The organism is Knoellia locipacati (assembly GCF_044791685.1).
In the GTDB taxonomy this organism is placed as follows: domain Bacteria; phylum Actinomycetota; class Actinomycetes; order Actinomycetales; family Dermatophilaceae; genus Knoellia; species Knoellia locipacati_A.
Genome location: NZ_CP087730.1, coordinates 2,490,762 through 2,514,961, shown reverse-complemented (window position 1 = coordinate 2,514,961; position 24,200 = coordinate 2,490,762). Strand labels below are relative to the sequence as shown.

The 24,200-nt window shown below is 71.0% G+C and carries 17 protein-coding genes; 3 read left to right on the top strand and 14 right to left on the bottom strand.

Annotated elements, in window-relative coordinates; genetic code table 11:
- Positions 1-7: 7 nt before the first annotated feature.
- Positions 8-958 (top strand): EamA family transporter RarD, encoded by a 951-nt coding sequence (rarD, locus tag LL946_RS11635; RefSeq protein ID WP_404380808.1) that lies wholly within the window; start codon positions 8-10, stop codon positions 956-958.
- A 119-nt stretch (positions 959-1,077) separates the two neighbouring features.
- On the opposite strand, the gene LL946_RS11630 is transcribed toward rarD, so the two are convergent.
- Genes LL946_RS11630 through LL946_RS11620 form a run of 3 tightly spaced genes read right to left on the bottom strand, consistent with a single transcriptional unit; the run spans position 1,078 to position 4,537 of the window.
- On the bottom strand, positions 1,078-2,376 hold the full coding sequence (locus LL946_RS11630) for a D-arabinono-1,4-lactone oxidase (RefSeq protein ID WP_404380806.1): 1,299 nt from the start codon (positions 2,374-2,376) through the stop codon (positions 1,078-1,080).
- A complete protein-coding gene (locus LL946_RS11625) occupies positions 2,373-3,545 on the bottom strand; it encodes an amino acid deaminase/aldolase (protein ID WP_404380804.1) in 1,173 nt (390 codons plus the stop codon). Before LL946_RS11625 ends, LL946_RS11630 begins: the two co-directional genes overlap by 4 nt.
- Positions 3,542-4,537: a GlxA family transcriptional regulator gene (locus tag LL946_RS11620; protein WP_404380802.1), complete on the bottom strand. Its 996-nt coding sequence runs from the start codon at positions 4,535-4,537 to the stop codon at positions 3,542-3,544. Before LL946_RS11620 ends, LL946_RS11625 begins: the two co-directional genes overlap by 4 nt.
- Positions 4,538-4,608: 71 nt before the next feature.
- Between LL946_RS11620 and LL946_RS11615 the strand changes: the two genes are divergently transcribed.
- Positions 4,609-5,979: an MFS transporter gene (locus tag LL946_RS11615; protein ID WP_404380800.1), complete on the top strand. Its 1,371-nt coding sequence runs from the start codon at positions 4,609-4,611 to the stop codon at positions 5,977-5,979.
- 4 nt (positions 5,980-5,983) lie between these two features.
- Here LL946_RS11615 and LL946_RS11610 read toward each other — a convergent pair whose 3' ends face one another.
- A complete protein-coding gene (locus LL946_RS11610; RefSeq protein ID WP_404380798.1) occupies positions 5,984-6,307 on the bottom strand; it encodes a hypothetical protein in 324 nt (107 codons plus the stop codon).
- A gap of 179 nt (positions 6,308-6,486) precedes the next feature.
- Here LL946_RS11610 and LL946_RS11605 point away from each other — a divergent pair, with 179 nt between their 5' ends.
- Positions 6,487-10,794, top strand: coding sequence for a BTAD domain-containing putative transcriptional regulator (locus tag LL946_RS11605; protein WP_404380796.1), 4,308 nt, complete (start codon positions 6,487-6,489; stop codon positions 10,792-10,794).
- Between the two features lie 35 nt (positions 10,795-10,829).
- On the opposite strand, the gene LL946_RS11600 is transcribed toward LL946_RS11605, so the two are convergent.
- From LL946_RS11600 to nuoF, 10 genes are all read right to left on the bottom strand, one after another.
- A complete protein-coding gene (locus tag LL946_RS11600; RefSeq protein WP_404380794.1) occupies positions 10,830-11,816 on the bottom strand; it encodes a polyprenyl synthetase family protein in 987 nt (328 codons plus the stop codon).
- On the bottom strand, positions 11,813-13,366 hold the full coding sequence (gene nuoN, locus LL946_RS11595) for an NADH-quinone oxidoreductase subunit NuoN (protein ID WP_404386869.1): 1,554 nt from the start codon (positions 13,364-13,366) through the stop codon (positions 11,813-11,815). The genes LL946_RS11600 and nuoN overlap by 4 nt, the downstream gene beginning before the upstream one ends.
- Before the next feature lie 8 nt (positions 13,367-13,374).
- Positions 13,375-14,916 (bottom strand): NADH-quinone oxidoreductase subunit M, encoded by a 1,542-nt coding sequence (locus LL946_RS11590; protein ID WP_404380792.1) that lies wholly within the window; start codon positions 14,914-14,916, stop codon positions 13,375-13,377.
- On the bottom strand, positions 14,916-16,868 hold the full coding sequence (nuoL, locus tag LL946_RS11585) for an NADH-quinone oxidoreductase subunit L (RefSeq protein ID WP_404380790.1): 1,953 nt from the start codon (positions 16,866-16,868) through the stop codon (positions 14,916-14,918). The genes LL946_RS11590 and nuoL overlap by 1 nt, the downstream gene beginning before the upstream one ends.
- 12 nt (positions 16,869-16,880) lie before the next feature.
- Positions 16,881-17,180 carry an NADH-quinone oxidoreductase subunit NuoK gene (nuoK, locus tag LL946_RS11580; RefSeq protein WP_404380788.1) on the bottom strand — a complete coding sequence of 100 codons (300 nt, stop codon included), beginning with the start codon at positions 17,178-17,180 and terminating at the stop codon, positions 16,881-16,883.
- Positions 17,181-17,238: 58 nt separating this feature from the next.
- Positions 17,239-18,096, bottom strand: coding sequence for an NADH-quinone oxidoreductase subunit J (locus tag LL946_RS11575; RefSeq protein ID WP_404380786.1), 858 nt, complete (start codon positions 18,094-18,096; stop codon positions 17,239-17,241).
- On the bottom strand, positions 18,093-18,698 hold the full coding sequence (nuoI, locus tag LL946_RS11570) for an NADH-quinone oxidoreductase subunit NuoI (protein WP_404380784.1): 606 nt from the start codon (positions 18,696-18,698) through the stop codon (positions 18,093-18,095). Before nuoI ends, LL946_RS11575 begins: the two co-directional genes overlap by 4 nt.
- A complete protein-coding gene (nuoH, locus tag LL946_RS11565) occupies positions 18,691-20,133 on the bottom strand; it encodes an NADH-quinone oxidoreductase subunit NuoH (protein ID WP_404380782.1) in 1,443 nt (480 codons plus the stop codon). Before nuoH ends, nuoI begins: the two co-directional genes overlap by 8 nt.
- Entirely contained in the window at positions 20,130-22,610 is a 2,481-nt protein-coding gene (locus LL946_RS11560) for an NADH-quinone oxidoreductase subunit G (RefSeq protein WP_404380780.1), read from the bottom strand. Before LL946_RS11560 ends, nuoH begins: the two co-directional genes overlap by 4 nt.
- Before the next feature lie 191 nt (positions 22,611-22,801).
- Positions 22,802-24,115, bottom strand: coding sequence for an NADH-quinone oxidoreductase subunit NuoF (gene nuoF, locus LL946_RS11555; protein WP_404380778.1), 1,314 nt, complete (start codon positions 24,113-24,115; stop codon positions 22,802-22,804).
- Positions 24,116-24,200: the final 85 nt, after the last annotated feature.

Here is a 24,200-nt window from a genome sequence, read left to right as displayed (position 1 = left end):
CCGGAGCGTGAGCCCACCCCTCGCCGGTGACGACGCAGAGCTGAGGCGGGGGACGGCATACGCCTTCCTCGCCTACGGCATCTGGGGTCTGTTCCCCCTCTACTTCCACGCGCTCAAGCCGTCGGGCGCGTTCGAGATCCTCGCGCACCGGATCCTGTGGACCCTCGCGTTCTGCACGCTGGTGCTGCTCGTCCGTCGTGACTTCGGGTGGCTGCGGACGGTGGCTGCCCGGCCGAAGCTGCTCGGTGGGTTGACGATCGCGGCGCTGCTCATCGCGGCGAACTGGGTCATCTACGTCCTCGCCGTCATCACCGGACGGACGTATGCCGCGGCGCTCGGCTACTTCCTCAACCCGATCGTCACGGTCGGGCTGGGCGTGTTCGTGCTGCGTGAGCGCCTGCGTCCGTTGCAGTGGGCGGCGGTGTCCGTCGGTGCCGTGGCCGCGGTCTACCTCACCGTGGCCGGCGGCGAGTTCCCGTGGATCGCGGTGTCGCTGGCGTTCTCGTTCGCGTTCTATGGGCTGGTCAAGAAGAAGGTCGGGGCGACGCTCGACGCGATGCACTCGCTCACGGTCGAGACGATGGTGCTCGCACCCGTCGCGGTCGGGGTGCTCGTCTGGCTGGGTGCGCAGGGGTCGACGACGTTCGGGTCGGAGGGTGTCTGGCACACGTCGCTGCTCGTCGCCGCCGGCGTCGTCACGGCGATTCCGTTGCTGCTCTTCGCTGCTGCTGCCCGCCGCATCCCACTCGTGACCATCGGGCTCATCCAGTTCCTCACCCCGATGCTGCAGCTGCTCATCGGGGTGATCGTGCTCGACGAGGACGTGTCCGGTGCGCTCTGGGTCGGGTTCGGGATCGTCTGGGTGGCCTTGGTGCTCCTGTCGGTGGACTCGCTCCGCCAGGGGCGTACGAACCGCCGAGCCCGGCTCGCCGCCCTCGAGCCCGATCCCTGCCCCTGACGTCCGGCCACTGACGCACTGACCTGGTCGCTCGGCGCTGTGCAGTGCTGCGCTCCAGGGCAGCACTGCACAGCGGGGGTGTGCGTTGCTGCGGCCCGGCGCAGCAGTGCACAGCGCCGTCAGGGACCCAGCAGGTGGGTCAGGTGCTCGTTGGCGAAGCGGCGATCGGGGTCGACCCGGTCGCGAACCCGCTGGACGTCCGCGAAGCGCGGATAGAGCCGCGCGAGGTCCTCGGCGCCGAGGGTGTGCAGCTTGCCCCAGTGCGGCCTCCCGTCGTGCTCGCGCACCATCGCCTCGAACGCCGCGAACACTCCCCCGTCGTCCATCCGGTGGTACTGGTGGACCGCGACATAGGCGTTCTCCCGCTCGTATGCCGTCGACAGCCACACGTCGTCGGCTCCCGTCGAGCGCACCTCGACCGGAAAGGGCAGCGACACGTCGTGGCTGTCGATCCACGCCCGCAGCCCATGGATGACGGCGGGCAGAGAGGCGCGCGGGACGGCATACTCGCTCTCCCGGAAGCGGACGTCGCGCGAGGTGCAGAAGACCTTCCACGACGTGTCGGTGTACTCCTTGGGGCCGAGCAGTCGCGCGGCGACGGGGTTGAGCCGCGGCACGATGCCGGGGCGTGCGGTCGCGGCACGGTTGAGTGCCTCGTAGAGGCGGTTGCTCAGCAGGTCGTCATCGAGCCACTCCCGCCACCGCGGCTGCGGCCTGCCGGGGTCGTCGTCATCGACGCGTGAGTTGCGCTTCAGGAGAACGCGATCGGTGTGCGGGAACCAGTGGAAGTCCACGTGGTCGTGGGCCGTGACCAGCTCCTCGTAGCCGTCGACCACCTCGTCGAGCCTCCCCGGCGTCTCGAGCGCCCGGAGCCGGAAGGCCGGCACGCACTGGAGCTCGACCTCGGTGACGACGCCGAAGGCCCCGAGCCCGACCGTCGCCGCGCGGAAGAGCTCGGCGTCGTGGGCGTCGTCGACGGAGACGATGCTCCCGTCCGCGAGCACGAGCGTCATCCCGGTCACCGCCGCGGCAATCCCCTGGTGGCGGACCCCGGTGCCGTGCGTCCCGGTCGCGACGGCGCCGGCGATGCCCTGCCGGTCGATGTCACCGAGGTTGGGCAGCGCGAGCCCGAGCGAGTCGAGCAACGGGTTGAGGACGTGCAGCGGCGTGCCGCCCTGGACGCGGACGCGCTGCCGGGCACGGTCGACCGCGGCCAGCCCGGACAGGTGACCGAGCCGGAGCATCGTGCCCTCGGTCGCCGCCAGCGGCGTGAACGAGTGACCGGCGCCGACCACCCGCACCCGCTCGCCCCGCTCGGCCGCCTGCTTGAGGGCGTCGACGACGTCCTCGTCGGACCTCGGCTCGACGACCCGCGTCGGGGAGGCCGTGACGTTGCCGGCCCAGTTGCTCCACGTCATCCGAAGTTCTGCCCTTCACCGCGATAGCTCGGCACGGTCTCGACGAGCCGCCCCTGCCGGACCAGGTGAACGTGGTCGAAGCGCTCGAGCAGCTCGCCGGCCTTGGCGCCCCGCATCCACACCCGGTCGCCGATGGCCAAGCGGTCCGCGGCACTCCCCCGCAGCGGCGTCTGCACCTCACCCGCCGCCTCGCTGCGGATGAGCCGCAGGGCGCGGTCGACCGGGCTCGGCACGCGGGTCCAGCCCGGCTCGCCGCTCGCGACATAACCCCCGCTGTATGCCGTGACGACCCCCGTCGCGGGCCGTCGCACCACCGGGAGCGCATAGGCCATCGCGGGACGCGGGGAGAAGTCGTCGTAGGCGTCGAAGAGCGTCGGGCCGTAGAGCCCCGAGCCGGCCGCAAGCTCGGTGAGGCCGTCCGCTCCGGCGAGCCGGCCCAGGCTGCCGGTGCCACCGCCGTTGACGAACTCGAGGTCGGTGAGCGCGCCCACCGCCTCGACGAGGGGTGCGCGCCGCTCCGCGAGGTCGGCGAGGCTGCGCTTCTTCAGGGTCCTGAGGTGCGGTCCCCGGTCCGGCAGCCCGGCGACCTGGGCGTCGTAGAACATCAGCCCCACGACCCGCAGCCCGGCGTCGAGCGCCGCCCGGGTGACGGCGAGCGCGTCTGCGGGGGTGCGCAAGGGCGAGCGCCGGACCCCGAGGTGGAGACGCCCGACACGCAGCGAGCAGTCGACGTCGAGCGCGACGCGCACGCCGCTCCCGAAGCCGAGCAGGTCGACGAGGAACTGCACGTGCTCGACGCTGTCGACGGTCAGCGTGACCTCGTCGCGCAGGTGTTCGTCCTCGGTGACCGTCCGGATCCACTCGCCGTCGACGCTGGGGTAGGCCACGAAGACGTCGGTGAAGCCCTGCCGCACGAGCCAGACCGCCTCGGGCACGGCATACGCCATGACGCCGGCGAAGCCGGGGCGGTCGAGGGCGCGCCGCAGCAGTGACCGGCAACGCACCGACTTGCTCGCCAGCCGGATCGGGCGACCAGCGGCGCGACGGGTGAGGTCGGCGGCGTTGGCGTCGAAGGCGTCGAGGTCGACGGTCACGAGCGGTGCGGGCAGACCGGCCGTCGCGGTCTCGAGCGCCTCGACGTCGACGAACGGCTCGTCCTTGCGGCTCATGCGCTCCTGCTCTCGGCGCCGCGGAAGGTGCGGCGATAGGCCTGCGGTGACACCCCCAGCGCGGCGGCGCAGTGCTTGCGCAGCGAGGCACCGGTCCCGAAGCCCGCCCGTGTCGCGATGACGTCGACCGTGAGATCGGTTGTCTCGAGCAGGTGCTGGGCGAAGTGCAGCCGCTGCTGGGTGACCCAGGCCGCCGGTGTCAGCCCGGTCTCCTCGCGGAAGCGACGGGCGAACGTGCGCTCGCTCATCCGGGCGCGGCGGGCCAGGGCAGGCACCGCGAGGTCACCCCCGAGGTGCCCCAGCGCCCACGCCCGCACGCGCGAGGTCGAGGCGTCGTCCACGACGGGGACGGGTCGCTCGATGAACTGCGCCTGGCCCCCGTCACGCCAGGGCGGCACGACGCAGTAGCGGGCGACGTCGTTCGCGATGGCAGCACCGTGGTCGCGCCGGACGAGGTGCAGGCAGAGGTCGACGCCAGCCGAGAGCCCTGCGGACGTGAGGACGTCACCGTCGTCGGTGAAGAGCACGTCCTCGTCGAGGTCGACCTGCGGGTAGAGCTCGCGGAACATGTCGGCGTGCTGCCAGTGGGTCGTGACGCGGCGGCCGTCGAGGAAGCCGGCTGCTGCGAGCACGTAGGCACCCGTGCAGATCGAGACGACCCGGGCACCACGGCGAAGCCGTCCGAGCGCGGCGGCGAGGTCGTCGGGGACGCTCCCCTCCAGCCGCGGGCCGGGGATGCGGGTGCCGGGCACGATCACGGTGTCGGCGCGCTCGAGGAGCGAGGCGTCACCGTGCGGCACCACGGCATACCCCGTCGTCGTGGCGACCGGCCCGCCGTCGAGCGACGCCATCGTGACCTCGTAGAGCGGGCAGCCCTGCGGGTCCCTGGCCGAGCCGAGGACGGCGGAGGGGATCGTCGCGTCGTAGCCGACGAGCGGCTCGAGGAGGAGGACGACGACGCGGTGCGGCCGTGGGCTGCGCGACGGGCTCATGGCTGGATCTTTGCACAATGTGGCGTTCCTGCCACTAGGCGGACGCGAGCCCAGGTGTGAGGATCGTCCTCATGACCGACGACGTCGCCCTGGGCACCGGCGCCAGCTCCGAACCGTTCGCCGGCGACCCTCCTCGCAAGCCGGTCCACCGCGCCTGGATCGTCGCCGGCGTGACGCTTGCCGGCCTCGTCGCCGCCGCAGCCTTCCGCTCCTCCACGGGAGTGCTGCTCGAGCCCGTGGAGCAGGAGTTCGGCTGGTCGCGCACGACGACGTCGGGGGCCGTGAGCCTCAACCTCATCGTCTACGGGCTCACCGCGCCGTTCGCGGCGGCCCTCATGGAGCGGTTCGGGGTCCGGCGGATGGCCACGCTCTCACTCGTCGCCGTGGGGCTGGCCAGTGCGGCGACGACGCTCATGACCTCGGCGTGGCACCTGTGGGTCCTCTGGGGCTTCGTCATCGGGATCGGCACCGGCTCGATGGCGCTCGTGTTCGGGGCCATCGTCGCCAACCGGTGGTTCGTGTCGCACCGCGGACTCGTCACCGGGATCTTCTCGGCGGCCAACGCCACCGGGCAGCTCGTCTTCCTCCCCGCAATCGCCTGGGCCGCGACCCAGCACGGGTGGCGAGCCGCCGCCCTCGTCGTGGCCGTGCTCGCCCTTGTCGTCTCGCTGCTCGTCGGGCTGCTCATGGCCGACCGTCCCTCCGACCGCGGGCTCCTCCCCTACGGCGCGACCGCCGAGTCCGAGCGCGAGGCCGCCGACGCCGCTGCCGTCGTCGCGGCCCGGCCCCGTGTCGCCCCGGCCCGCCACGCCGTCGCCGTGCTCGTGCGGGTGAGCCGGACCTGGACGTTCTGGGCCCTCATGCTCACGTTCTGGGTGTGCGGCTGGTCGACCAACGGGCTCATCCAGACCCACTTCATCCCGGCGGCGCACGACCACGGCATGGGGACGCAGACCGCTGCCGGGCTCCTCGCCCTCGTCGGCATCTTCGACATCGCCGGGACCGTCGCCTCGGGGTGGCTCACCGACCGTGTCGACTCGCGGGTGCTCCTCGCGATCTACTACGGCGGGCGCGGGCTGTCGCTGCTCGCCATCGACGCCGTGATGGCGCCGGACGTGCAGCCGGCGCTGTGGGTGTTCATCGTCTTCTACGGGCTCGACTGGGTGGCGACCGTGCCGCCGACGGTGGCGCTGTGCCGCCAGCACTTCGGCCTCGCGGACTCCGGGATCGTCTTCGGGTGGGTGTTCGCGTCGCACATGGTCGGCGCCGGGGTCGGGGCCTCGATCGCCGGCTGGGTGCGCGAGTCGTCGGGCAACTACGGCTCGGCGTGGCTGTTCGCCGCGGGGCTCTGCTTCGCGAGCGTCGTCATCGCGCTGTCCATCCCCCGGCGAGTCGACGCGAGGGGCCCGGCGATCTCAGCATCGGGCCCCCCGCGAGGGTGACGCCTCACGCGGGGTGGGCGGCGTGGGCGTGGCTGCGACGTGACGCGACGGCGATACCGGCTCCGGCGAGGGCGATACCGCCCAGGACGCCGGCACCGAGCTGGAGGAGCTCGATGGCGTTGTCGTCAGTCGTGATGACGTTGGGGACGAGGCCGCCGGAGCTGCCCTCGGTCCCGCCTTCGTAGCAGAGCGAACGGCAGCTCCACTCGGACTGCGAGCCGTTCCCCGGGTCGGGGCGGGCCGAGGCCGGTGCGGCCATGGAGAGGGCGATGATGCCGGCCGTCCCTGCGACGGCGGCGGTGCGGCGGATGCTCGAGGTGTGGGACATGGTCCTGCTCCTTGGTGGGATCTGACGGGCCCGTGGACGGGACCCGGTGCTCGAGTGACCGATGCGGTCGAGACCCACCCTCGACGCCGTCCGTGGAGAGGCGCGTGCGAGGCACTGGAGAACCGCTGGAATCGGTGTTCGGCGACGGGCACGCCTGCTGCGGGTCTACCGTCGGGAGCATGGAGTTCCGACTCCTCGGACCACTTGCAGTGTCCGTAGACGGGCGGCCCCTGCCCCTCGGAGGTCCGAAGCAGCGTGCCGTCCTCGCACTCCTCGCCCTGCACGCGGGGGAGGTGGTGTCCGTCGAACGACTCATCGACACGGTCTGGGCAGGGGAACCCCCGGGCACGGCACGCAACACGTTGCAGACCTACGTCCGTCACCTCCGCCGGATCGTCGGCGGCGACCGCATCCAGTACCGCTCTCCCGGCTACGTCCTCGTCGTGGCCGAGGACGAGGTGGACGTCACCCGCTTCACGGCCTTGCTGGGTCGCGGACGCTCCCTCATGGCGACGGACCGGCGTGCCGGGGTCGAGGCGCTGCAGGAGGCGCTCGCCCTGTGGCGGGGCCCGGCCCTCGAGGACCTGTCCGGGATCACCGCGCTGCACCCGGAGATCACCCACCTCGAGTCACTGCGCCTCGTGGCGCTCGAGGAACGCATCGCGGGCGAGCTCGCGCTCGGCCAGCACGGTGCACTCGTCCCGGAGCTCGAGCTCCTGGTCGCCACCCATCCGCTCAGGGAACGGCTCGTGGCCCTCCACATGGCCGCCCTCTACGGGAGCGGCCGCCAGGCGGAGGCGCTGTCGGCCTTCCGCTCCTCGGCCCAGGTGCTCAGGGACGAGCTCGGTATCGCCCCCTCCCCCGACCTGCAGCACCTGCACCAGAGCATCCTCGAGCAGGACGAGGCCCTCTTCGTCGACAACCACGTGCCCGTGGTGCTCGCCCGCAACCCGTACAAGGGCCTCCGACCGTTCCACGAGTCGGACAGCGACCACTTCTTCGGTCGTGAGCGTGCCGTCGAGCGGATCATCTCTCGGCTCGCCGAGGGCACCCGCAGCTCCCGCTTCCTCGCCGTCGTGGGTCCCTCGGGCAGCGGCAAGTCGTCGGTCGTCGCCGCGGGCCTCGTGCCAGCCCTGCGAGCAGGCGGGCTGCCCGGGTCAGCAGGGTGGGTCATCGCGACGATGCGACCGGGGTTCAGCCCCGTCGACGAGCTCGCCGCGGCCCTGCGCGAGCAGTGCCCGAACCTCCCCGAGGACGTCCGGGAGAGTCTGGACACCGACCACGGTCTCGAAGCGGCCGCCCACGCAGTCCGCACCGCCCATCCGGGCGCGGAGGCCGAGCTCATGGTCGTCGTCGACCAGTTCGAGGAGCTGTTCACCCTCGTGGCCGATGACGACGAACGCGACCGCTTCCTCCGGTCGGTGGTGGCGGCCACCCGGTCACCGACGGGGCGGGTTCGTGTCGTGGTGACGCTCCGAGCCGACTTCTATGACCGTCCGCTCGCCCACGCCGGGTTCGGGGACCTCGTGGCCAGCCGCACCGAGGCCCTGCTGCCCCTCACGGTCGAAGAGCTCGAGCGAGCGGTCGTGGCGCCGCTCGACCGCGTCGGGGTCCGGCTCGACCCCCACCTGCTCACCGAGATCGTGCTCGAGTTCTCGAGCCAGCCCTCCGCCCTCCCCCTGCTCCAGTACGCGCTCACCGAGACCTTCGAGAACCGCGACGATGACACGCTGACCCTGCGGGCCTACCGTCACCTCGGCGGTCTCGCCGGCACCCTGGCCCGAGCGGCGGACGAGGCGTACGGACGTCTCGACCGGACGGCGCGGGACGTGGCTCGCCAGCTCTTCCTCAGGTTGGTCAACCTCGGCACCGACGGCAAGGACGACTCCCGCCGGCGGGTGCTCCACTCCGAGCTCGACGCCCTCGGCCTCGACCGAGGCCAGCTGGACGCCACCATCGAGGTCTTCGGCTCGCGCCGTCTGCTGACGTTCGACCGCGACGCGTCGACCGGGGAACCCACCGTGGAGGTCGCCCACGAGGCCCTGCTGCAGGAGTGGGGCCGGCTGCGGGGCTGGTTGGAGGCGGCCAGGGACGACGTGCAGCTCGAGCGACGGCTGGGCACGGCCAGCGCCGAGTGGGTCGAGTCCGATCGCGACCCGAGCGCACTCATCCAGGGCGAGCGCCTGATCCGGCTCGAGGGGTGGATGGCCGCCTCGGCGATCGCCTTCACCGAGGACGAGCGGGCCTTCGTCGAGGCCAGCCTGGCTCACCGCGCCGCTCTCGCGGATGCCGAGGCGGCGAGGCTCGAGCGTGAGGCTGCCGACGAGCTGCGTTCGAAGTCGCGCCTCCAGGGTGCCGTCGCCCTCTTCGCCATCCTGTCGCTCATCGCAGCCACCCTCGCCGGTCTCGCGCTGACCCAGCAGCGACGCAGCCAGCTCGAGGCTCGAATCGCCGCCGGACGCGAGCTCGCCGCGGCGGCGGTGGCCAACCTCGACGTCGACCCTGAGCGGAGCATCCTGCTCGCCCTCGAGGCGGTGCGCCGGACCCGGGGAGTCGACGAGAGCTTCACCCGGGAGGCACGCGAGGCCCTGCACCGTGCGCTCTGGCGATCACGGCTCGTCCTCACGGTCCCGGGCAGCGGACGGGCGGCGATGAGCCGGGACGCGACCCTGCTCGCCACCCCCGTCGCCGGTGGAGCCACCGTCTGGAGCATGGAGACCGGGGCTCCGATCCGGACCTTGGCCGGTCACGTCGGTGGGGTCAACGACGTGGCGTTCGCCCCGACCGGGTCGGTCCTGGCCACGGCGGGCGAGGACGGCATCGTGCGCCTGTGGGACGCAGCACGGGACTCCCCGCCGTCGATCTTCCGACTGAGCGCCTCGGCGGACCGGCTCGCGTTCAGCCCGGCAGGTGACCGTCTCGCCATCACCGACGCGGCCCACACGGTCCATGTCTGGAACACCCGGACCGGGCGTGAGGAGCGGACGCTCACGGCCCCGCCCGGCGTGCAGCCCACCATCGACGACCCCCACGGCATCGCCTTCAGCCCGGACGGCAGGTTCCTCGTCGGCGCGCCGGGAGCGCTGCGGGCCGTCGTCTGGGACCTCGAGACGGGCGGCCTCGTGCAGACCCTCACCGGCCACGAGTGGGAGATCGCGGACGTGGCCTTCGCCCCCGACGGCGACCACGTCGCGACCGCGAGCATCGACGGGACGGCGAAGATCTGGGAGGCGCGGACCGGCCGGGTGCTCATGACCCTCGCCGACCACAAGGGCGACGTCGTCAGCGTGGCCTACAGCCCCGACGGCGGGCGCGTCGCGACGGGCGCGACCGACGGCGGGGTCCGCGTCTGGGACGTCACGACCGGGATGCTGCTTCAGAACCTGGTCGGCCACCAGGGCGCGGTGGGCTCGGTCGCCTTCAACGGCGACGGCTCGCGACTGCTCTCGGCGGGAAGCAAGGCGACGCGACTCTGGGACCTCAGCGTCGGCGGTGCCCGGGAGTGGGTGACCGTCCCCGCCTCGGCGCGCCACTACGGAGGTCTGGCGTTCGCGCCCGACGGTGCGACCTTCGCCGTGGCTGGGCCGCGCTCGGGAGCCACGATCCACGACGCGGCCACGGGCGCCAGCCGCCACGTGCTCGCCGGGATCCAGCTGACGGTCAACCAGCTGGCCTTCAGTCCCGACGGCCGGCGAGTCGTCGGGACCGCCGGCTCGGGCGCGAACCAGGATGCCGCCAACCGGGTCGTCCCCGTCTGGGACACCGCGACCGGAGCCCTCCTGCTCACTCTCAAGGGTCACACCGCTGACGTCTCCAACGCGGTCTTCAGCCCCGACGGCACGCGACTGGTGACGAGCAGCGCCGACGGGACCGTCCGGCTGTGGGACACGGCGACGGGCAGCGTCCTGCGCAGTCACGACATCGGTGCCGACGCCTGGGCCCTCGCCTTCAGCCCCGACGGCACGACCGTGGTCGCCGGTCCCGACTCCAACGGGGCCATGTCCGTCCTCGAGTCGGCCGGCCTCACCCGCAGGAGCGGGATCGGGCCGCACGAGGAAGCCCTCGTCGACCTCGCCTTCATCGACGACCGGACCGTGGTCTCCGTCGGGTCCGACAGCACAGGACGGGTCTGGGACGTCGACAGCGGACGGGAGCTGCGCAGCCTGCGCGGCCACAACGGTGCCGTCCTCGGCGTCGCCGTCAGCCCCGACCGAGGCACCATCGCCACCGGGAGCGCCGACGGCACCGCGAAGCTCTGGGACGCCCGCACCGGACTCGAGCTGCTGACCCTCGTCGGCCACACGAAGACCGTGTATGCCGTCCGCTTCAGTCCCGATGGCCGCTTCCTCGCCACGGCGAGCATCGACGGCACGGTCGCCCTGCACCCGCTGCGGATCGACGAGCTCGCGGACCTCGCGGCATCGCGGGTGACGCGCTCACTGACCGACGACGAGTGCCGTCAGTACCTGCACGTCACAGCCTGCTGACGGCGCCGACGGCGACGGCTGGCACCGCCCTGAGGTCAGGAGACGCGGTGGGTGACCGAGGTGGCGAGGGCGAGCAGGGCCGTCTTGGCCTCACCGTCGGGCAGGTCGACGAGGGCTGCCTGCGCCTGCTCACCCACGGAACGTGTCTCGGCGCGGGCCTGCTCGAGCGCCGGGTGGGCCCGCAGCAGCCCGAGGGTCTCTGCGAGGTCGGCGTCACCCGAGAGGTCCGAGCGGAGCAGCTCCTGCAGCCGCGCATCCGCCGGGTCCGCGGAGGCGAGCGCGTGCAGGACGGCGAGCGTCCGCTTGCCCTCGCGCAGGTCGGTGCCGGGCGTCTTGCCGAGCTCGGCCTCGCTGGACTCGATGTCGATGAGGTCGTCGGCGAGCTGGAACGCCATGCCGAGCCGCTCGCCGTAGACCCGCATCGTCTCGACGACCTCGTCGGAGCACCCCGAGAACATCGCGCCGTAGCGCGCCGACGTCGCGATGAGCACACCGGTCTTGTCCTCGAGGACGCGCAGGTAGTAGGCGCCCGCGTCCTCACCCTCCGGCGCCTGCCGGTCGTCACGGATCTGTCCGGTGCACAGACGGATGAAGGTCTCGGCCTGGATCCGGACGGCCTCGGCCCCGAGCTCGGCGACGAGCGCCGACGCGTGGCCGAAGAGCAGGTCGCCGACGAGGATGGCCGTGGAGTTCCCGTATGCCGTGTTGGCCGTGGGCGTCCCGCGGCGCAGGTCCGCCTCGTCCATGACGTCGTCGTGGTAGAGCGAGGCGAGGTGGGTCAGCTCGACCGCAGCCGCGGCTGTGACGACGTCGTCGTTGACGCCCTCGCCCAGCTCGGCGGCGAGGATCGTCAGCATCGGCCGGAAGCGCTTGCCACCCGCGCGCAGCAGGTGGACGTTGGCCTCGGCGATGAACGGGTCGTCGTGGTCGATGCGCTCCTCGATGAGCGCCTCGACCCGGGCCAGGCCGTCGGTGAGCCGCTCCTGGAGCCCGGCCGACACCTCGGGCAGGGCCAGCGTCACTGGATGAACTGCGACACCCGACCGGCGAGGTCGAGGATCGGGCCCGGGACGACGCCGAGGATCACGGTGCCGAGCGCGCCGACGGTGATGGCGATCGTCGAGGCGATCGAGGGGGTGAGGGCGGCGACCTCGTCACCGGTCGGCTCGGTGAAGTACATGAGCACGATGAGCCGGAAGTAGACGAACGCCGTCACGGCGGACGCGAGGACACCGACGACGACCATGACGATGCCGGCCAGGCCACCGTGCGCGATCGCCGGTGCGAACGCCGCGAACTTCGCGGTGAACCCGGACGTCAGCGGGATACCGGCGAAGGCGAGCAGGAGCAGCGCGAAGACGCCGGCGACGACCGGGTGGTTGCGCCCCAGGCCCGCCCACTGCGAGAGGTGCGTCGCCTCGGAGCCGCCCGAGCGGACCAGCGCGACGATGGCGAACGCAGCGATCGTCGCGAGCCCGTAGGCCACGAGGTAGAACATCACGCCGGACACGCCGGTCACGTCGAACGCCAGGACGCCGACGAGAATGAAGCCGGCGTGGGCGACGGACGAGTAGGCGAGGAGCCGCTTGATGTCGGTCTGGGTCACCGAGAGCACGGCACCGACGACCATCGTGAGGATGGCGATCGCCGCGACACCGAGACGCCACTCGAGGCGCGAGGCCTCGAGACCGACGTAGGCCAGGCGCAGGATCGCACCGAAGGCCGCGAGCTTGGTGGCGGCCGCCATGAAGCCGGTGACCGGGCTCGGTGCACCCTGGTAGGCGTCCGGCGTCCACGAGTGGAACGGCACCGCACCGACCTTGAAGAGCAGGCCGACGAGGAGCAGGACGACACCGGGGAGCAGCAGTCCCTCGAGGTCACCGTTGGCCGTCGTGATCGCGGTCGCGATCTTCGACAGGTCGGACGACCCGGCATACCCGTAGAGCAGGGCAGCACCGAAGAGGAAGAACGCCGACGAGAACGCGCCCAGCAGGAAGTACTTGAGCGATGCCTCCTGCGAGAGCAGGCGGCGGCGGCGGGCGAGGCCGGTGAGGACGTAGAGCGGCAGCGAGAGCACCTCGAGCGCGACGAACATCGTGATGAGGTCGTTGGCCGAGACGAACATGAGCATGCCGAAGACCGCGAACATCGTCAGCGGGAAGGCCTCCGAGGTCGCGAAACCTGCCTTGTCAGCGGCAGCCTCGGCGGGTGAGCCGGGAGTGGCCGCGCCCATGGGGGTGAACGCGTCCGCGGAGCGACCACCGAACCGCTCCGACATCGTGAGCACGCCGAGGATCGCGAAGATCAGCAGCGAACCCTGCATGAACAGGGCCGGGCCGTCGATCGCGATGGAGCCGCCCACGGTGACGCCGTGGTGGTCCACCGAGAGGAGCACGAGGACGGCGAACGAGGCAACAAGCGCGACGAGGGCGAGAGCGACCTGGATCGCGTGGCGCTGCAGGCGCGGCGCGAAGGCCTCGACGAGCACTCCCACGAGGGCCGCGCCGACGACGACGAGCATCGGTCCGACAGCGGCGTAGTCGACCTTGACGGCTTCGAAGGCCGTCGGCATGAGGGCGGTCACTTGGCACTCCCGGAGGCGTTGGTCGCTGCCGGATCGGTGGCACCGACGAGTTCGAGCGTCTTGGTCACGGCAGGGTTGACGAGGTCGAGGACCGGCTTCGGGAAGAAGCCGAGCAGCAGGAAAGAGGCGATGATCGGCGCCACCACGAGCTTCTCGCGCAGGCCGAGGTCACGTGGCTCGGCCGCCTCGGCGAACACCGGCCGCGGACCGGTGAAGACGCGCTGGTAGGTCAGCAGGATGTAGAGGGCGGCCAGCACGATGCCGACCGTGGCGATCGCGGCGGCCCACGTGTAGCGCTGGAACGTCCCGGCGAGCACGAGGAACTCGGACACGTAGGACGACAGGCCCGGAAGTGCCAGCGACGACAGACCGGCGACGAGGAACGTCCCCGCGAGCACCGGGGTGACCCGCTGCCAGCCGCCGTAGTCGGCGATGCGCTGCGAGCCGTGGCGCGCGACGAGGAACCCGGCGATGAGGAACAGCCCGGCCGTCGAGAACCCGTGGTTGATCATGTAGAGCGCCGACCCCGCACCGGCCGTCGACGTCATCGCGAAGATGCCCATGACGATGAAGCCGAAGTGGCTGATCGACGTGAACGCGATGAGCCGCATGATGTCGCGCGAGCCGATGGCGAGCAGCGCGCCGTAGATCACCGAGATGACCGCGAGCGTGATGACGACCGGCGTCGCCCACTTCGAGGCCTCCGGGAAGAACCCGAGGCAGAAGCGCAGCATCCCGAAGGTGCCGACCTTGTCGAGGACGCCGACGAGCAGCACGGCGGTCGCGGGGCGCGCCTCCGAGGCGGCGTCGGGCAGCCACGTGTGGACCGGCCACATCGGCGCCTTGATCGCGAAGGCGATGAAGAAGCCGAGGAACATCCAGCGCTGGGCCGCGGTGGACCCGCCGACGGCGCCCTCGAGGGACTCGTAGAGGAAGCCCTGCTCCCCACCCGGTCCGGCGAAGTAGAGCGCGATGACGGCGACGAGCATGATGAGCCCGCCGACGAGCGAGAAGAGGATGAACTTCACCGCGGCGTACTGGCGGCGCGGGCCACCGAACATCCCGATGAGGAAGTAGACCGGGATGAGCATGGCCTCGAAGAACACGTAGAAGAGGAAGACGTCGCGCGCCGCGAAGACGCCCACCATGAAGGTGAGCAGCACGAGCATGAGCGCGAAGTAGGTCTTCTCACGCTTCGGGTCGGCGTCGTCACCCAAGTCGTTCCAGGCGGCGAGCAGGCAGACCGGCGTGAGGATCGCGGCCATGACGATCAGCGAGAGGGCGATGCCGTCGACGCCGAGCGCGTAGGACACCCCGAACTGCGGGATCCACGAGTGCGTCTCGGTGAGCTGGTAGCGCTCGGCCGAGCCACCGGTCTCGAACCGCGACCAGGCGACGAGCGCGAGCACGAGAGTGACGAGCGAGGTCGCCAGCGCCACCGGCCGCGCCGACCGGGAGGACCCGGAGGGGAGCAGCCAGACGACCGCCGCACCGACGAGCGGCACGACCATCATGAGGGTGAGCACGGGGAAGGACATCAGTTCATCACCCACAGGGCTCCGAGGACGACGACGACGCCGCTGAGCATCGTCAGGGCATAGGACCGGGCGTAGCCGGTCTGGACGCGGCGCAGTCTTGAGGACGCGCCGCCGATCGCCGCGGCGAGCGAGCCGGCGACGCCGTCCACACCCTTGCCGTCGGTGAAGACGAGGGCACGGGTGAGGTGCGTGCCGGGCCGCATGAACAGGCCCTCGTTGATCGCGTCCTGGTAGAGGTCGGCGCGCGCCGCCTGCGTGACGAGCGAGCCGCGCGGCGCCGTCACCGGCACCTCGTCTCGCCAGTAGAGCATCCACGCGTAGGCCGCGCCGCCGGCGACGAGCAGCAGCGTCAGGCCCATGATGACCGGCACCGCGAGGACCGGGTGCTCCTCACCGTGGGCGCCGACGACCGGCTCGAGCCAGTGGGTGAACATGCCGCCCCACGACAGGACGAGGCCGAGCACGCCGGAGCCGACGGCGAGGACGATCATCGGGACGGTCATGGTGAGCGGCGACTCGTGCGGGTGCACGCCGCGCTCGGCGTCCTCGTGCTCGTCGACCCAGCGCTTCTTGCCGTGGAAGGTCAGGAAGAACAGGCGAGACATGTAGAAGGCGGTGATCCCGGCGCCGAGCATCGCGATGCCGCCGAAGACCCACGGGCGCCAGCCCTCGCCGATGAACGCCGCCTCGATGATCTTGTCCTTGGACCAGAAGCCGGAGAACGGAGGGACACCGAGGATCGCGAGCCAGCCGAGACCGAACGTCACCCAGGTGATCTTCATGAACCCGGAGAGCCCGCCGAAGCCGCGCATGTCGACGCGGTCCTTCATGCCGTGCATGACCGAGCCGGCACCGAGGAACATGCCGGCCTTGAAGAAGCCGTGGGTGATGAGGTGGAAGATCGCGAACGCGTAGCCGACCGGGCCGAGACCCGCGGCGAGCATCATGTAGCCGATCTGGCTCATCGTCGAGGCGGCGAGCGCCTTCTTGATGTCGTCCTTGGCGCAACCGACGATCGCACCGTAGAGCAGCGTGATGGCACCGACGATCGCGACGGCGAGCTGGGCGTTGGGCGCCGCGTTGAAGATCGAGCTGGAGCGCACGACGAGGTAGACGCCGGCGGTGACCATCGTCGCCGCGTGGATGAGCGCGGACACCGGGGTCGGGCCGGCCATGGCGTCACCGAGCCAGGACTGGAGCGGGAACTGCGCCGACTTGGCGCAGGCACCCACGAGCAGCAGCAGGCCGAGGACCGTCATCGTCGTCGAGCCGGCCTCGGCCGCACCCGCGTGGACGGTCGCGAAGTCGACCGAGCCGAAGGTCGCGAACATGAGCATGACCGCGATCGACATGCCGACGTCACCGACGCGGTTGACGAAGAACGCCTTGTTGGCCGCGGTGGCGTAGGCCGGGTTGTGGTTCCAGAAGCCGATGAGGAGGTACGACGCGAGGCCCACGCCCTCCCAGCCGACGAACAGCAGGAGGTAGGAGTCCGCCAGCACCAACAACAACATGGATGCGACGAAGAGGTTGAGGTACGCGAAGAACTTCCGACGGTTGTCGTCGTGCTCCATGTAGCCGATCGAGTACACGTGGATGAGCGACCCGACGAAGGTGATGAGCAGGACGAACGCGATCGAGAGCTGGTCGACGAGCAGCCCGGTCTCGAGCTGGAACTGCCCCGCGGGGATGAAGTTCCAGCCACCGACATGGGCGGCGCGCTCCTCGGAGCCTCGCCCGACCATCGCGAGCAGCACGAGGAAGCCGACGACGAAACTGGCCCACGACAGGGCGGTGGCGAGCAGGTGTCCCCACGCGTTCGTGGCCTTGCCTCCCAGGAGGAGGATCGCGGCTCCCGCGGCGGGGAACAGGACGAGCAGCCACGCGTATGCCGTGATGCCGGTGGCCGCGGCCACCTCACCTTCCGCGGCGAGCAGTGCCAATGAGTTCACGAGTGCAGCCCCTTAGAGCTTCAGGAGGTTGGCATCGTCGACCGAGGCCGACCGGCGGGCACGGAAGATCGCCATGATGATGGCGAGACCGACGACGACCTCGGCAGCGGCGACGACCATGACGAACAGCGCGATGACCTGCCCGTCGAGGTTGCCGTGCATCCGCGCGAAGGTGACGAAGACGAGGTTCGCCGCGTTGAGCATGAGCTCGACGCCCATGAAGACGACGATCGCGTTGCGTCGGGTCAGGACGGTCGCGCCACCGATGACGAAGAGCAGCGTCGCGAGGTAGATGTAGTTGAGCAGGCTCATGCGGGGTCCTCGCGAAGTATCTGGGGGAGCGCAGCGGCGGAAGAACTTCGTGGGGTGCTCAAGGCTTGTCCTCCTTGGCGGCGTCGCGGGCCGCGTCGTCCATGCGCGCGGACGCACCGTCGCCGTCGTTGAGGGCGTTCGGCGACCACGCGGCGTCACCGACCTCGCGCTGCATCTCGTCCTCGGCCTCGACCCACGGGGTGGCCGAGCCGACCTGGTCGCGGGCGGTGAGGACGCGCGAGACCGAGAGCTCGCTCGGCGAGCCGTCGGGCAGCAGGGCGGGGGTGTCGACCGCGTTGTGACGGGCGTAGACGCCCGGCACCGGGAGGCCGGCGAGGTGCTCGCCGGAGCGGATCCGTCGCTCGGCCCAGGCGCGCTGGCTCGGGCGGGAGCCGAGCCGCTCGCGGTGGGCGAGGACCATCGCGGCCAGCGCGGCGGTGATGAGCAGGGCGGACGTCGCCTCGAAGACCCAGACGTAGCGACCGAAGATCAGCTCGGCGACGCCCGAGACGTTGCCGGTCTCGGCGTTGACGGCCTTGAGCCGGTCGGCCGGGGCGTCACCGATGGTGATGCGCCCGAGGGCCCCCGCGAGCAGGACGCCGAGGCCCAGCGAGAGCACGACCGTGGCGAGGCGCTGCCCCTTGAGGGTCTCGACGATGCTGTCCGAGGAGTCGACGCCGACGAGCATGACGACGAAGAGGAAGAGCATCATCACGGCGCCGGTGTAGACGAAGATCTGGATGACCCCGAGGAAGTCCGCGTCCTGGGCGAGGTAGAAGACACCGAGGATGATCATCGTCAGCGCCATGCCGAGGGCCGCGTGGACGGCCTTGCGCGCGAAGACGAGGCCGAGCGAGGCCGCGACGGCGAGGGGGGCGAGGACCCAGAAGAGGATCGCCTCTCCGGTGCTGGTCATGGCGTTGCCTCCTCGGTGGCCTTGACGTGGTGCTCCTCGACCCATTCCTTCTGGGTGGGCGTGGCGCCGGAGACCTTGCCGAGGTAGTAGTCGCGCTCCTCCATGCCCTGCACCATCGGGTGCGGCGCGGGGACCATGCCGCCCTGGAGCGGCGCGAGCAGCTGCTCCTTGGTGAAGATGAGGTCGGCGCGGTTGTTGTCGGCGATCTCGTACTCGTTGGTCATCGTCAGGGCGCGCGTCGGGCAGGCCTCGATGCACAGTCCGCAGAAGATGCAGCGCAGGTAGTTGATCTGGTAGACGCGGCCGTAGCGCTCGCCGGGGCTGAAACGCTGGCCCGTGGAGTCGTCGTTGTTGGCGCCCTCGACGAGGATCGCGTCCGCGGGGCAGGCCCACGCACACAGCTCGCAGCCCACGCACTTCTCAAGGCCGTCGGGGTGACGGTTGAGCTGGTGGCGGCCGTGGAAGCGCTGCGCCGTGGGGCGCTTCACCTCGGGGTACTCGGTCGTGGCGACCTTGCGGAACATCGTCGCGAAGGTCACCCCGAACCCACCCACGGGGGCGAAGAGGTCGGAGAGGAACCCGCCCTTGTTGTTGTCAGCCACGAGTGGCCTCCTTGTCGGGGTCGAGGTCGGTCTTCAGGGGGTCGGCCCCGGGCAGCGCGGGAGCGCCGACGCGCGCGGTCTCGCGCAGGCGCTGACCGGGCAGCGGAGGCACGACGAACCCACCGGCATACGGGTCGATCTCCTCGGGCGGCGCCTGGTTGGCCGCGGCCTCCCTAGCGATGGCGCGGTTGTCCCACCACCAGCCGAACGCGAGGGCGCCCACGGCGACGAGGCCGACGATCGCCAGCGACGAGACCGGGAAGCGACGCCCCGCGACCTCGAGGGCGGCGTCACCGAACCAGCCGTTCTGCGCGCCGCGGAAGAAGGCGACGAGCACGACCCACCCGAGCGTGGCCGGGATGAGGAACTTCCAGCCGAAGCGCATGAACTGGTCGTAGCGGGTGCGGGGCAGCGAGCCGCGCAGCCACACGAAGACGAACATGAACATCCAGAGCTTGACGGTGAACCAGAGCAGCCCCCACCAGCCCTCGTTGAACATGCCGTCGTTGATGGCGGCGATGCCGGGAGGCGCCTGCCAGCCACCGAGGAACATCGTCGTCGCGAGGGCGGCGACGGTGAACATGTTGATGTACTCGCCGAGGAAGAACATGGCGAAGCGCATCGAGCCGTACTCGGTGTGGAAGCCACCGGTGAGCTCACCCTCGCCCTCGGCGAGGTCGAACGGCAGGCGGTTGGTCTCGCCGACCATCGTGATGACGTAGACGAAGAAGCTGAAGAACGCCGGGATGATGTACCAGACGCTGCCCTGGGCCCCGACGATCTGCGAGGTCGACATCGAGCCGCTGTAGAGGAACACGGCGACGAGCGAGAGGCCCATCGCGATCTCGTAGGAGATCATCTGCGCGGACGAGCGCAGCCCACCCATGAGCGGATAGGGCGAGCCCGAGGACCAGCCGGCGAGCACGACGCCGTAGATGCCGATGCCGGCGATGGCGAGCACGAAGAGCACCGCGATCGAGGAGTCGGCGAGCTGGAGCGGCGTGCGGTGGCCGAACATGCTCACCTCACCGGCGAGCGGGATGATCGCGAAGCCGATGAAGCACATGGTCGCCGTGATGAGCGGCGCGAGGGTGAAGACGAACCGGTCCGCCTTGGCGGGGGTGTTGTCCTCCTTGAGCATCGACTTCATGCCGTCGGCGAGGGTCTGGAGCAGGCCGAACGGACCGTTGCGGTTGGGCCCGGGCCGCTGCTGCATGCGGCCGATGACGCGGCGCTCGAACCAGATGACGAGCAGCGTCGAGACGAGCAGGTAGACGAAGATGATGAGCGCCTTGACGAGCGACAGCCACCACGGCGTGTCCGAGAAGTCCGCGCGCGGGTTGTCCTTGCCCTCGGTTGCAAGCGTCTGTATGCCGGTCAGCGCGGTCTCGCTGAAGCTGCCGGCCACCTGCTGGAGGCTGAGGAGAGTGCTCATTGTGAGTCCACCTTGGTGACGGAGACGCGGATGCCGGGGGCGTCCGCGAGCGTGCCCCGCAGGTCACAGCCCTCGGAGTTGGTCGGGAGCCAGACGACGTGGTCGGCCATCTCGGTGACGGCCACCGGGACCGTCACGGTCGAGTCGCCCGCGACGACGGTGACGGCGTCACCCTCGATGACGCCGAGCGACGCGGCGGTGGTCGCCGACACCTTGGCCGCGGCCCTGGGTGCGGTGCCGGCGAGGAACGGCTCGCCGTCCTGGAGCAGGCCCTTGTCGAGCAGGTGACGCCAGGTCGCGAGGACGAGGTGTCCGTCCTCGGCGCTCGGGACCTCACCGGCCTCGACCGACGGCGCAGCGGCGCGCGCTCCGGAAGCGGGTCCGATGCGCTCCATCTCGGAGCGGACCTCGCCGACGGTGCGGCAGCCGAGGAACTCGCCCATCTCGTCGGCGAGCATGTCGAGCGCGCGGTGGTCGCTGACGTAGCCGGTCTCGATCGCCTGCTGGAACGGACGCACGCGCCCCTCCCAGTCGACGAAGCTGCCGGCCTTCTCGGCGTGCGCAGCGACGGGCAGGACGACGTCGGCGATCGCGCTGACGGCCGACTCGCGGATCTCGAGCGAGACGACGAACGTGGACTCGAAGGCCTGGGCTGCGTCGGCCCGGCCGAAGTCGAGCGGGTCGACGCCACCGACGACGAGCGCACCAAGGTGGCCGGTGCGCGCGGCCTCGAGGATGGCGGCCGAGTCACGACCGGGGGCGTCGGGCAGGCCGACGACACCCCAGGCTTCGGCGACCTCGGCGCGTGCCGAGGCGTCGCTCACCGAGCGACCGCCGGGCAGCAGCGTCGGGAAGGCGCCGGCCTCGAGGGCACCGCGCTCCCCCGCACGACGCGGGACCCAGGCGAGCCGGGCACCGGTGCTCTCGGCGAGACGGGCGGCGGCGCTCAGCGCACCGGGCACGGTCGCGAGACGCTCGCCGACGAGGATGATCGCGCCCTCGCCGCGCAGCGCCTCGGCGGCGTCGCGGACGGTGTCGGGACCGTCACCGGCTGCGCCGCTGGCCGAGCCCTTGCCGAGGGCGTCGAGGACCTCGGGCTCGGTGCCGGGCGCGGTCGGGATGAGGCGACCGGACACCTTGGCGAGGCCGCGGGTCGCGACGGGCGACACGGCATACACAGCGGTCTTGCTCTTGCGCGACGCCTTGCGCAGGCGCAGGAAGACGATCGGGCTCTCGTCCTCGGGCTCGAAGCCCGCGAGGACGACGGTCTTCGCGGTCTCGAGGTCGGCGTAGGTCACGGAGCCGCCGGCGGGACCGGTGGCCACGACGGAGGAGACGAGGAACTCGGCCTCCTCGGCGGAGTGCGGACGGGCGCGGAAGTCGACGTCGTTGGTGCCGAGGACCGTGCGGGCGAACTTGCCGTAGGCGTAGGCGTCCTCGGAACTGACGCGACCGCCGACGAGCACACCGGCGCCCGACGCGGCCTTGAGCCCGGCGGCGGCGACCTCGAGGGCCTCGCGCCAGGAGGCGACCCGGAGCTCGCCCTCCTCACGGACCATGGGGAGCTCGAGGCGCTGCGGCGTGGTGGCGTACTGGAAGGCCCAGCGGCCCTTGTCGCAGTTCCACTCCTCGTTGACCAGCGGCTCGTTGGCGGCCATCCGGCGCAGGACCGAGCCACGGCGGTGGTCGGTGCGGGTCGAGCAGCCGCTCGCGCAGTGCTCGCAGACGCTCGGGGTCGACACGAGGTCGAACGGGCGCGCGCGGAAGCGGTAGGCGGCGCCGGTGAGGGCACCCACCGGGCAGATCTGGACGGTGTTGCCGGAGAAGTACGACTCGAACGGCTTCTCCTCGTAGATGCCGACCTGCTGGAGGGCGCCACGCTCGACGAGGGCGATGAACGGGTCACCGGCGATCTGGTCGGAGAACCGCGTGCAGCGCGCGCAGAGGACGCAGCGCTCGCGGTCGAGGAGGACCTGGCTCGAGATGTTGATCGGCTTGGGGTAGGTCCGCTTGACGTCCTCGAAGCGGCTCACCGGGCGGCCGCTGCTCATCGCCTGGTTCTGCAGGGGGCACTCGCCACCCTTGTCGCAGACCGGGCAGTCGAGCGGGTGGTTGATGAGGAGCAGCTCCATGACGCCCTGCTGCGCCTTGTCGGCGACCGGCGAGCTGTGCTGGGTCTTGACCTGCATGCCCGGCGAGACGGTCATCGTGCACGAGGCCTGCGGCTTCGGCATCGGGCGCAGGGTTCCGTCGGGGCCCGGCGTCGACACCTCGACGAGGCACTGGCGGCAGGCCCCGACCGGCTCGAGGAGCGGGTGGTCGCAGAAGCGCGGGATCTCGATCCCGGCCTCCTCGGCCGCCCGGATGACGAGCGTGTTCTTGGGGACGGAGACGTCGATGCCGTCGATCGAGACGTCCACCATGTCGACGGCGGGCTTGGTCTGCACGTCGTCCATCTTGTCGCTTACAGCCGTCATGCGGGGTCCCCAAGGCGTGGTGTGGAGGAGCGGAGCGGGGGAACAGAACGTCGTGGGGTGCTCATGCGGGGTCCCCAAGGCGTGGTGTGGAGGAGCGGAGCGGGGGAACAGAACGTCGTGGGGTGCTCATGCGGGGTCCCCAAGGCGTGGTGTGGAGGAGCGGAGCGGGGGAACAGAACGTCGTGGAGTGCTCATGCGGTCACTCGGTCCTTGTGGAAGAGCGTGGACTCACGCGAGTCGAACGGGCAGCGTCGCTCGGTGAGGTGGGCGCGGTACTCGTCACGGAAGTACTGGATGGAGCTCGTGATCGGGCTGGTCGCACCGTCGCCGAGCGCGCAGAAGCTGCGGCCGAGGATGTTGTCGCAGATGTCGAGGAGCTTGTCGAGGTCCTCCTCGCTCCCCTGCCCGTGCTCGAGGCGGCCGAGGATCTGCTTGAGCCACCACGTGCCCTCACGGCACGGGGTGCACTTGCCGCAGGACTCGTGCTTGTAGAAGTCGGTCCAGCGGTCGACGGCGCGCACGACGCAGGTCGTCTCGTCGAAGATCTGGAGCGCACGCGTGCCGAGCATCGACCCGGCCGCGGCGACCGACTCGAAGTCGAGCGGGGTGTCGAGGTGCTCGGCCGTGAACAGCGGCGTCGAGGACCCGCCGGGGGTCCAGAACTTCAGGGCCTTGTCGGGGTCGCGCATGCCGCCGGCCATGTCGAGCAGCTCGCGCAGGGTGATGCCGAGGGGCGCTTCGTACTGACCGGGGTTCTTGACGTGGCCCGAGAGGCTGAAGATGCCGAAACCCTGCGACTTCTCGGTGCCCATGTCGCCGAACCACTCGGAGCCGTGCAGCAGGATCGGCGGCACCGACGCGATCGACTCGACGTTGTTGACGACCGTCGGGCGGGCGTAGAGACCGGCGACGGCGGGGAACGGCGGCTTGAGGCGCGGCTGGCCGCGGCGGCCCTCGAGGCTGTCGAGGAGCGCGGTCTCCTCACCACAGATGTAGGCGCCGGCGCCGGCGTGGACGGTGACCTCGAGGTCGAAGCCCGAGCCGTGGATGTTCTTGCCCAGGTGTCCGGCGGCGTAGGCCTCCTCGACCGCGCGCAGCAGGCGGCGGTAGACGTGGACGACCTCGCCCCGCAGGTAGATGAAGGCGTGGTTGCAGCCGATCGCGAACGACGTGATCGCGACGCCCTCGACGAGGAACTGCGGCGCCGCCATCATGAGCGGGATGTCCTTGCAGGTGCCCGGCTCGGACTCGTCGGCGTTGACCACGAGGTAGCGGGGACCGCCGTCCGGCGGGGGCAGGAAGCCCCACTTCATGCCGGTGGGGAAGCCGGCGCCACCGCGACCGCGCAGACCCGAGTCCTTGGTCATCTGGACGAGGTCGGCCGGAGCCATCCCGAGCGCCTTCTTGAGCGCCTGGTAGCCCTCGTTCTTCTCGTAGGTCTCGAGCGTCCAGCTCTGGGGGTCGTCCCAGAACTTCGTGAGGATCGGGGTCAGCGTGGTGCTCACTGTGCGTCCTTCCCGTTCTTCGCGTTCTTGCGGTCAAGCGCGTTGGTGAAGCCTGCTGCCCGGGCTGCATCCTCGTCGCGGAACC

Coding starts and splice junctions, on each gene's coding strand:
- LL946_RS11630 (WP_404380806.1), bottom strand. CDS start 2,376: ATGACGTGGAGCAACTGGGCCGGCAACGTCACGGCCTCCCCGACGCGG.
- LL946_RS11625 (WP_404380804.1), bottom strand. CDS start 3,545: ATGAGCCGCAAGGACGAGCCGTTCGTCGACGTCGAGGCGCTCGAGACC.
- LL946_RS11620 (WP_404380802.1), bottom strand. CDS start 4,537: ATGAGCCCGTCGCGCAGCCCACGGCCGCACCGCGTCGTCGTCCTCCTC.
- LL946_RS11615 (WP_404380800.1), top strand. CDS start 4,609: ATGACCGACGACGTCGCCCTGGGCACCGGCGCCAGCTCCGAACCGTTC.
- LL946_RS11610 (WP_404380798.1), bottom strand. CDS start 6,307: ATGTCCCACACCTCGAGCATCCGCCGCACCGCCGCCGTCGCAGGGACG.
- LL946_RS11605 (WP_404380796.1), top strand. CDS start 6,487: ATGGAGTTCCGACTCCTCGGACCACTTGCAGTGTCCGTAGACGGGCGG.
- nuoN (WP_404386869.1), bottom strand. CDS start 13,366: ATGCCGACGGCCTTCGAAGCCGTCAAGGTCGACTACGCCGCTGTCGGA.
- LL946_RS11590 (WP_404380792.1), bottom strand. CDS start 14,916: ATGTCCTTCCCCGTGCTCACCCTCATGATGGTCGTGCCGCTCGTCGGT.
- nuoK (WP_404380788.1), bottom strand. CDS start 17,180: ATGAGCCTGCTCAACTACATCTACCTCGCGACGCTGCTCTTCGTCATC.
- LL946_RS11575 (WP_404380786.1), bottom strand. CDS start 18,096: ATGACCAGCACCGGAGAGGCGATCCTCTTCTGGGTCCTCGCCCCCCTC.
- nuoH (WP_404380782.1), bottom strand. CDS start 20,133: ATGAGCACTCTCCTCAGCCTCCAGCAGGTGGCCGGCAGCTTCAGCGAG.
- LL946_RS11560 (WP_404380780.1), bottom strand. CDS start 22,610: ATGACGGCTGTAAGCGACAAGATGGACGACGTGCAGACCAAGCCCGCC.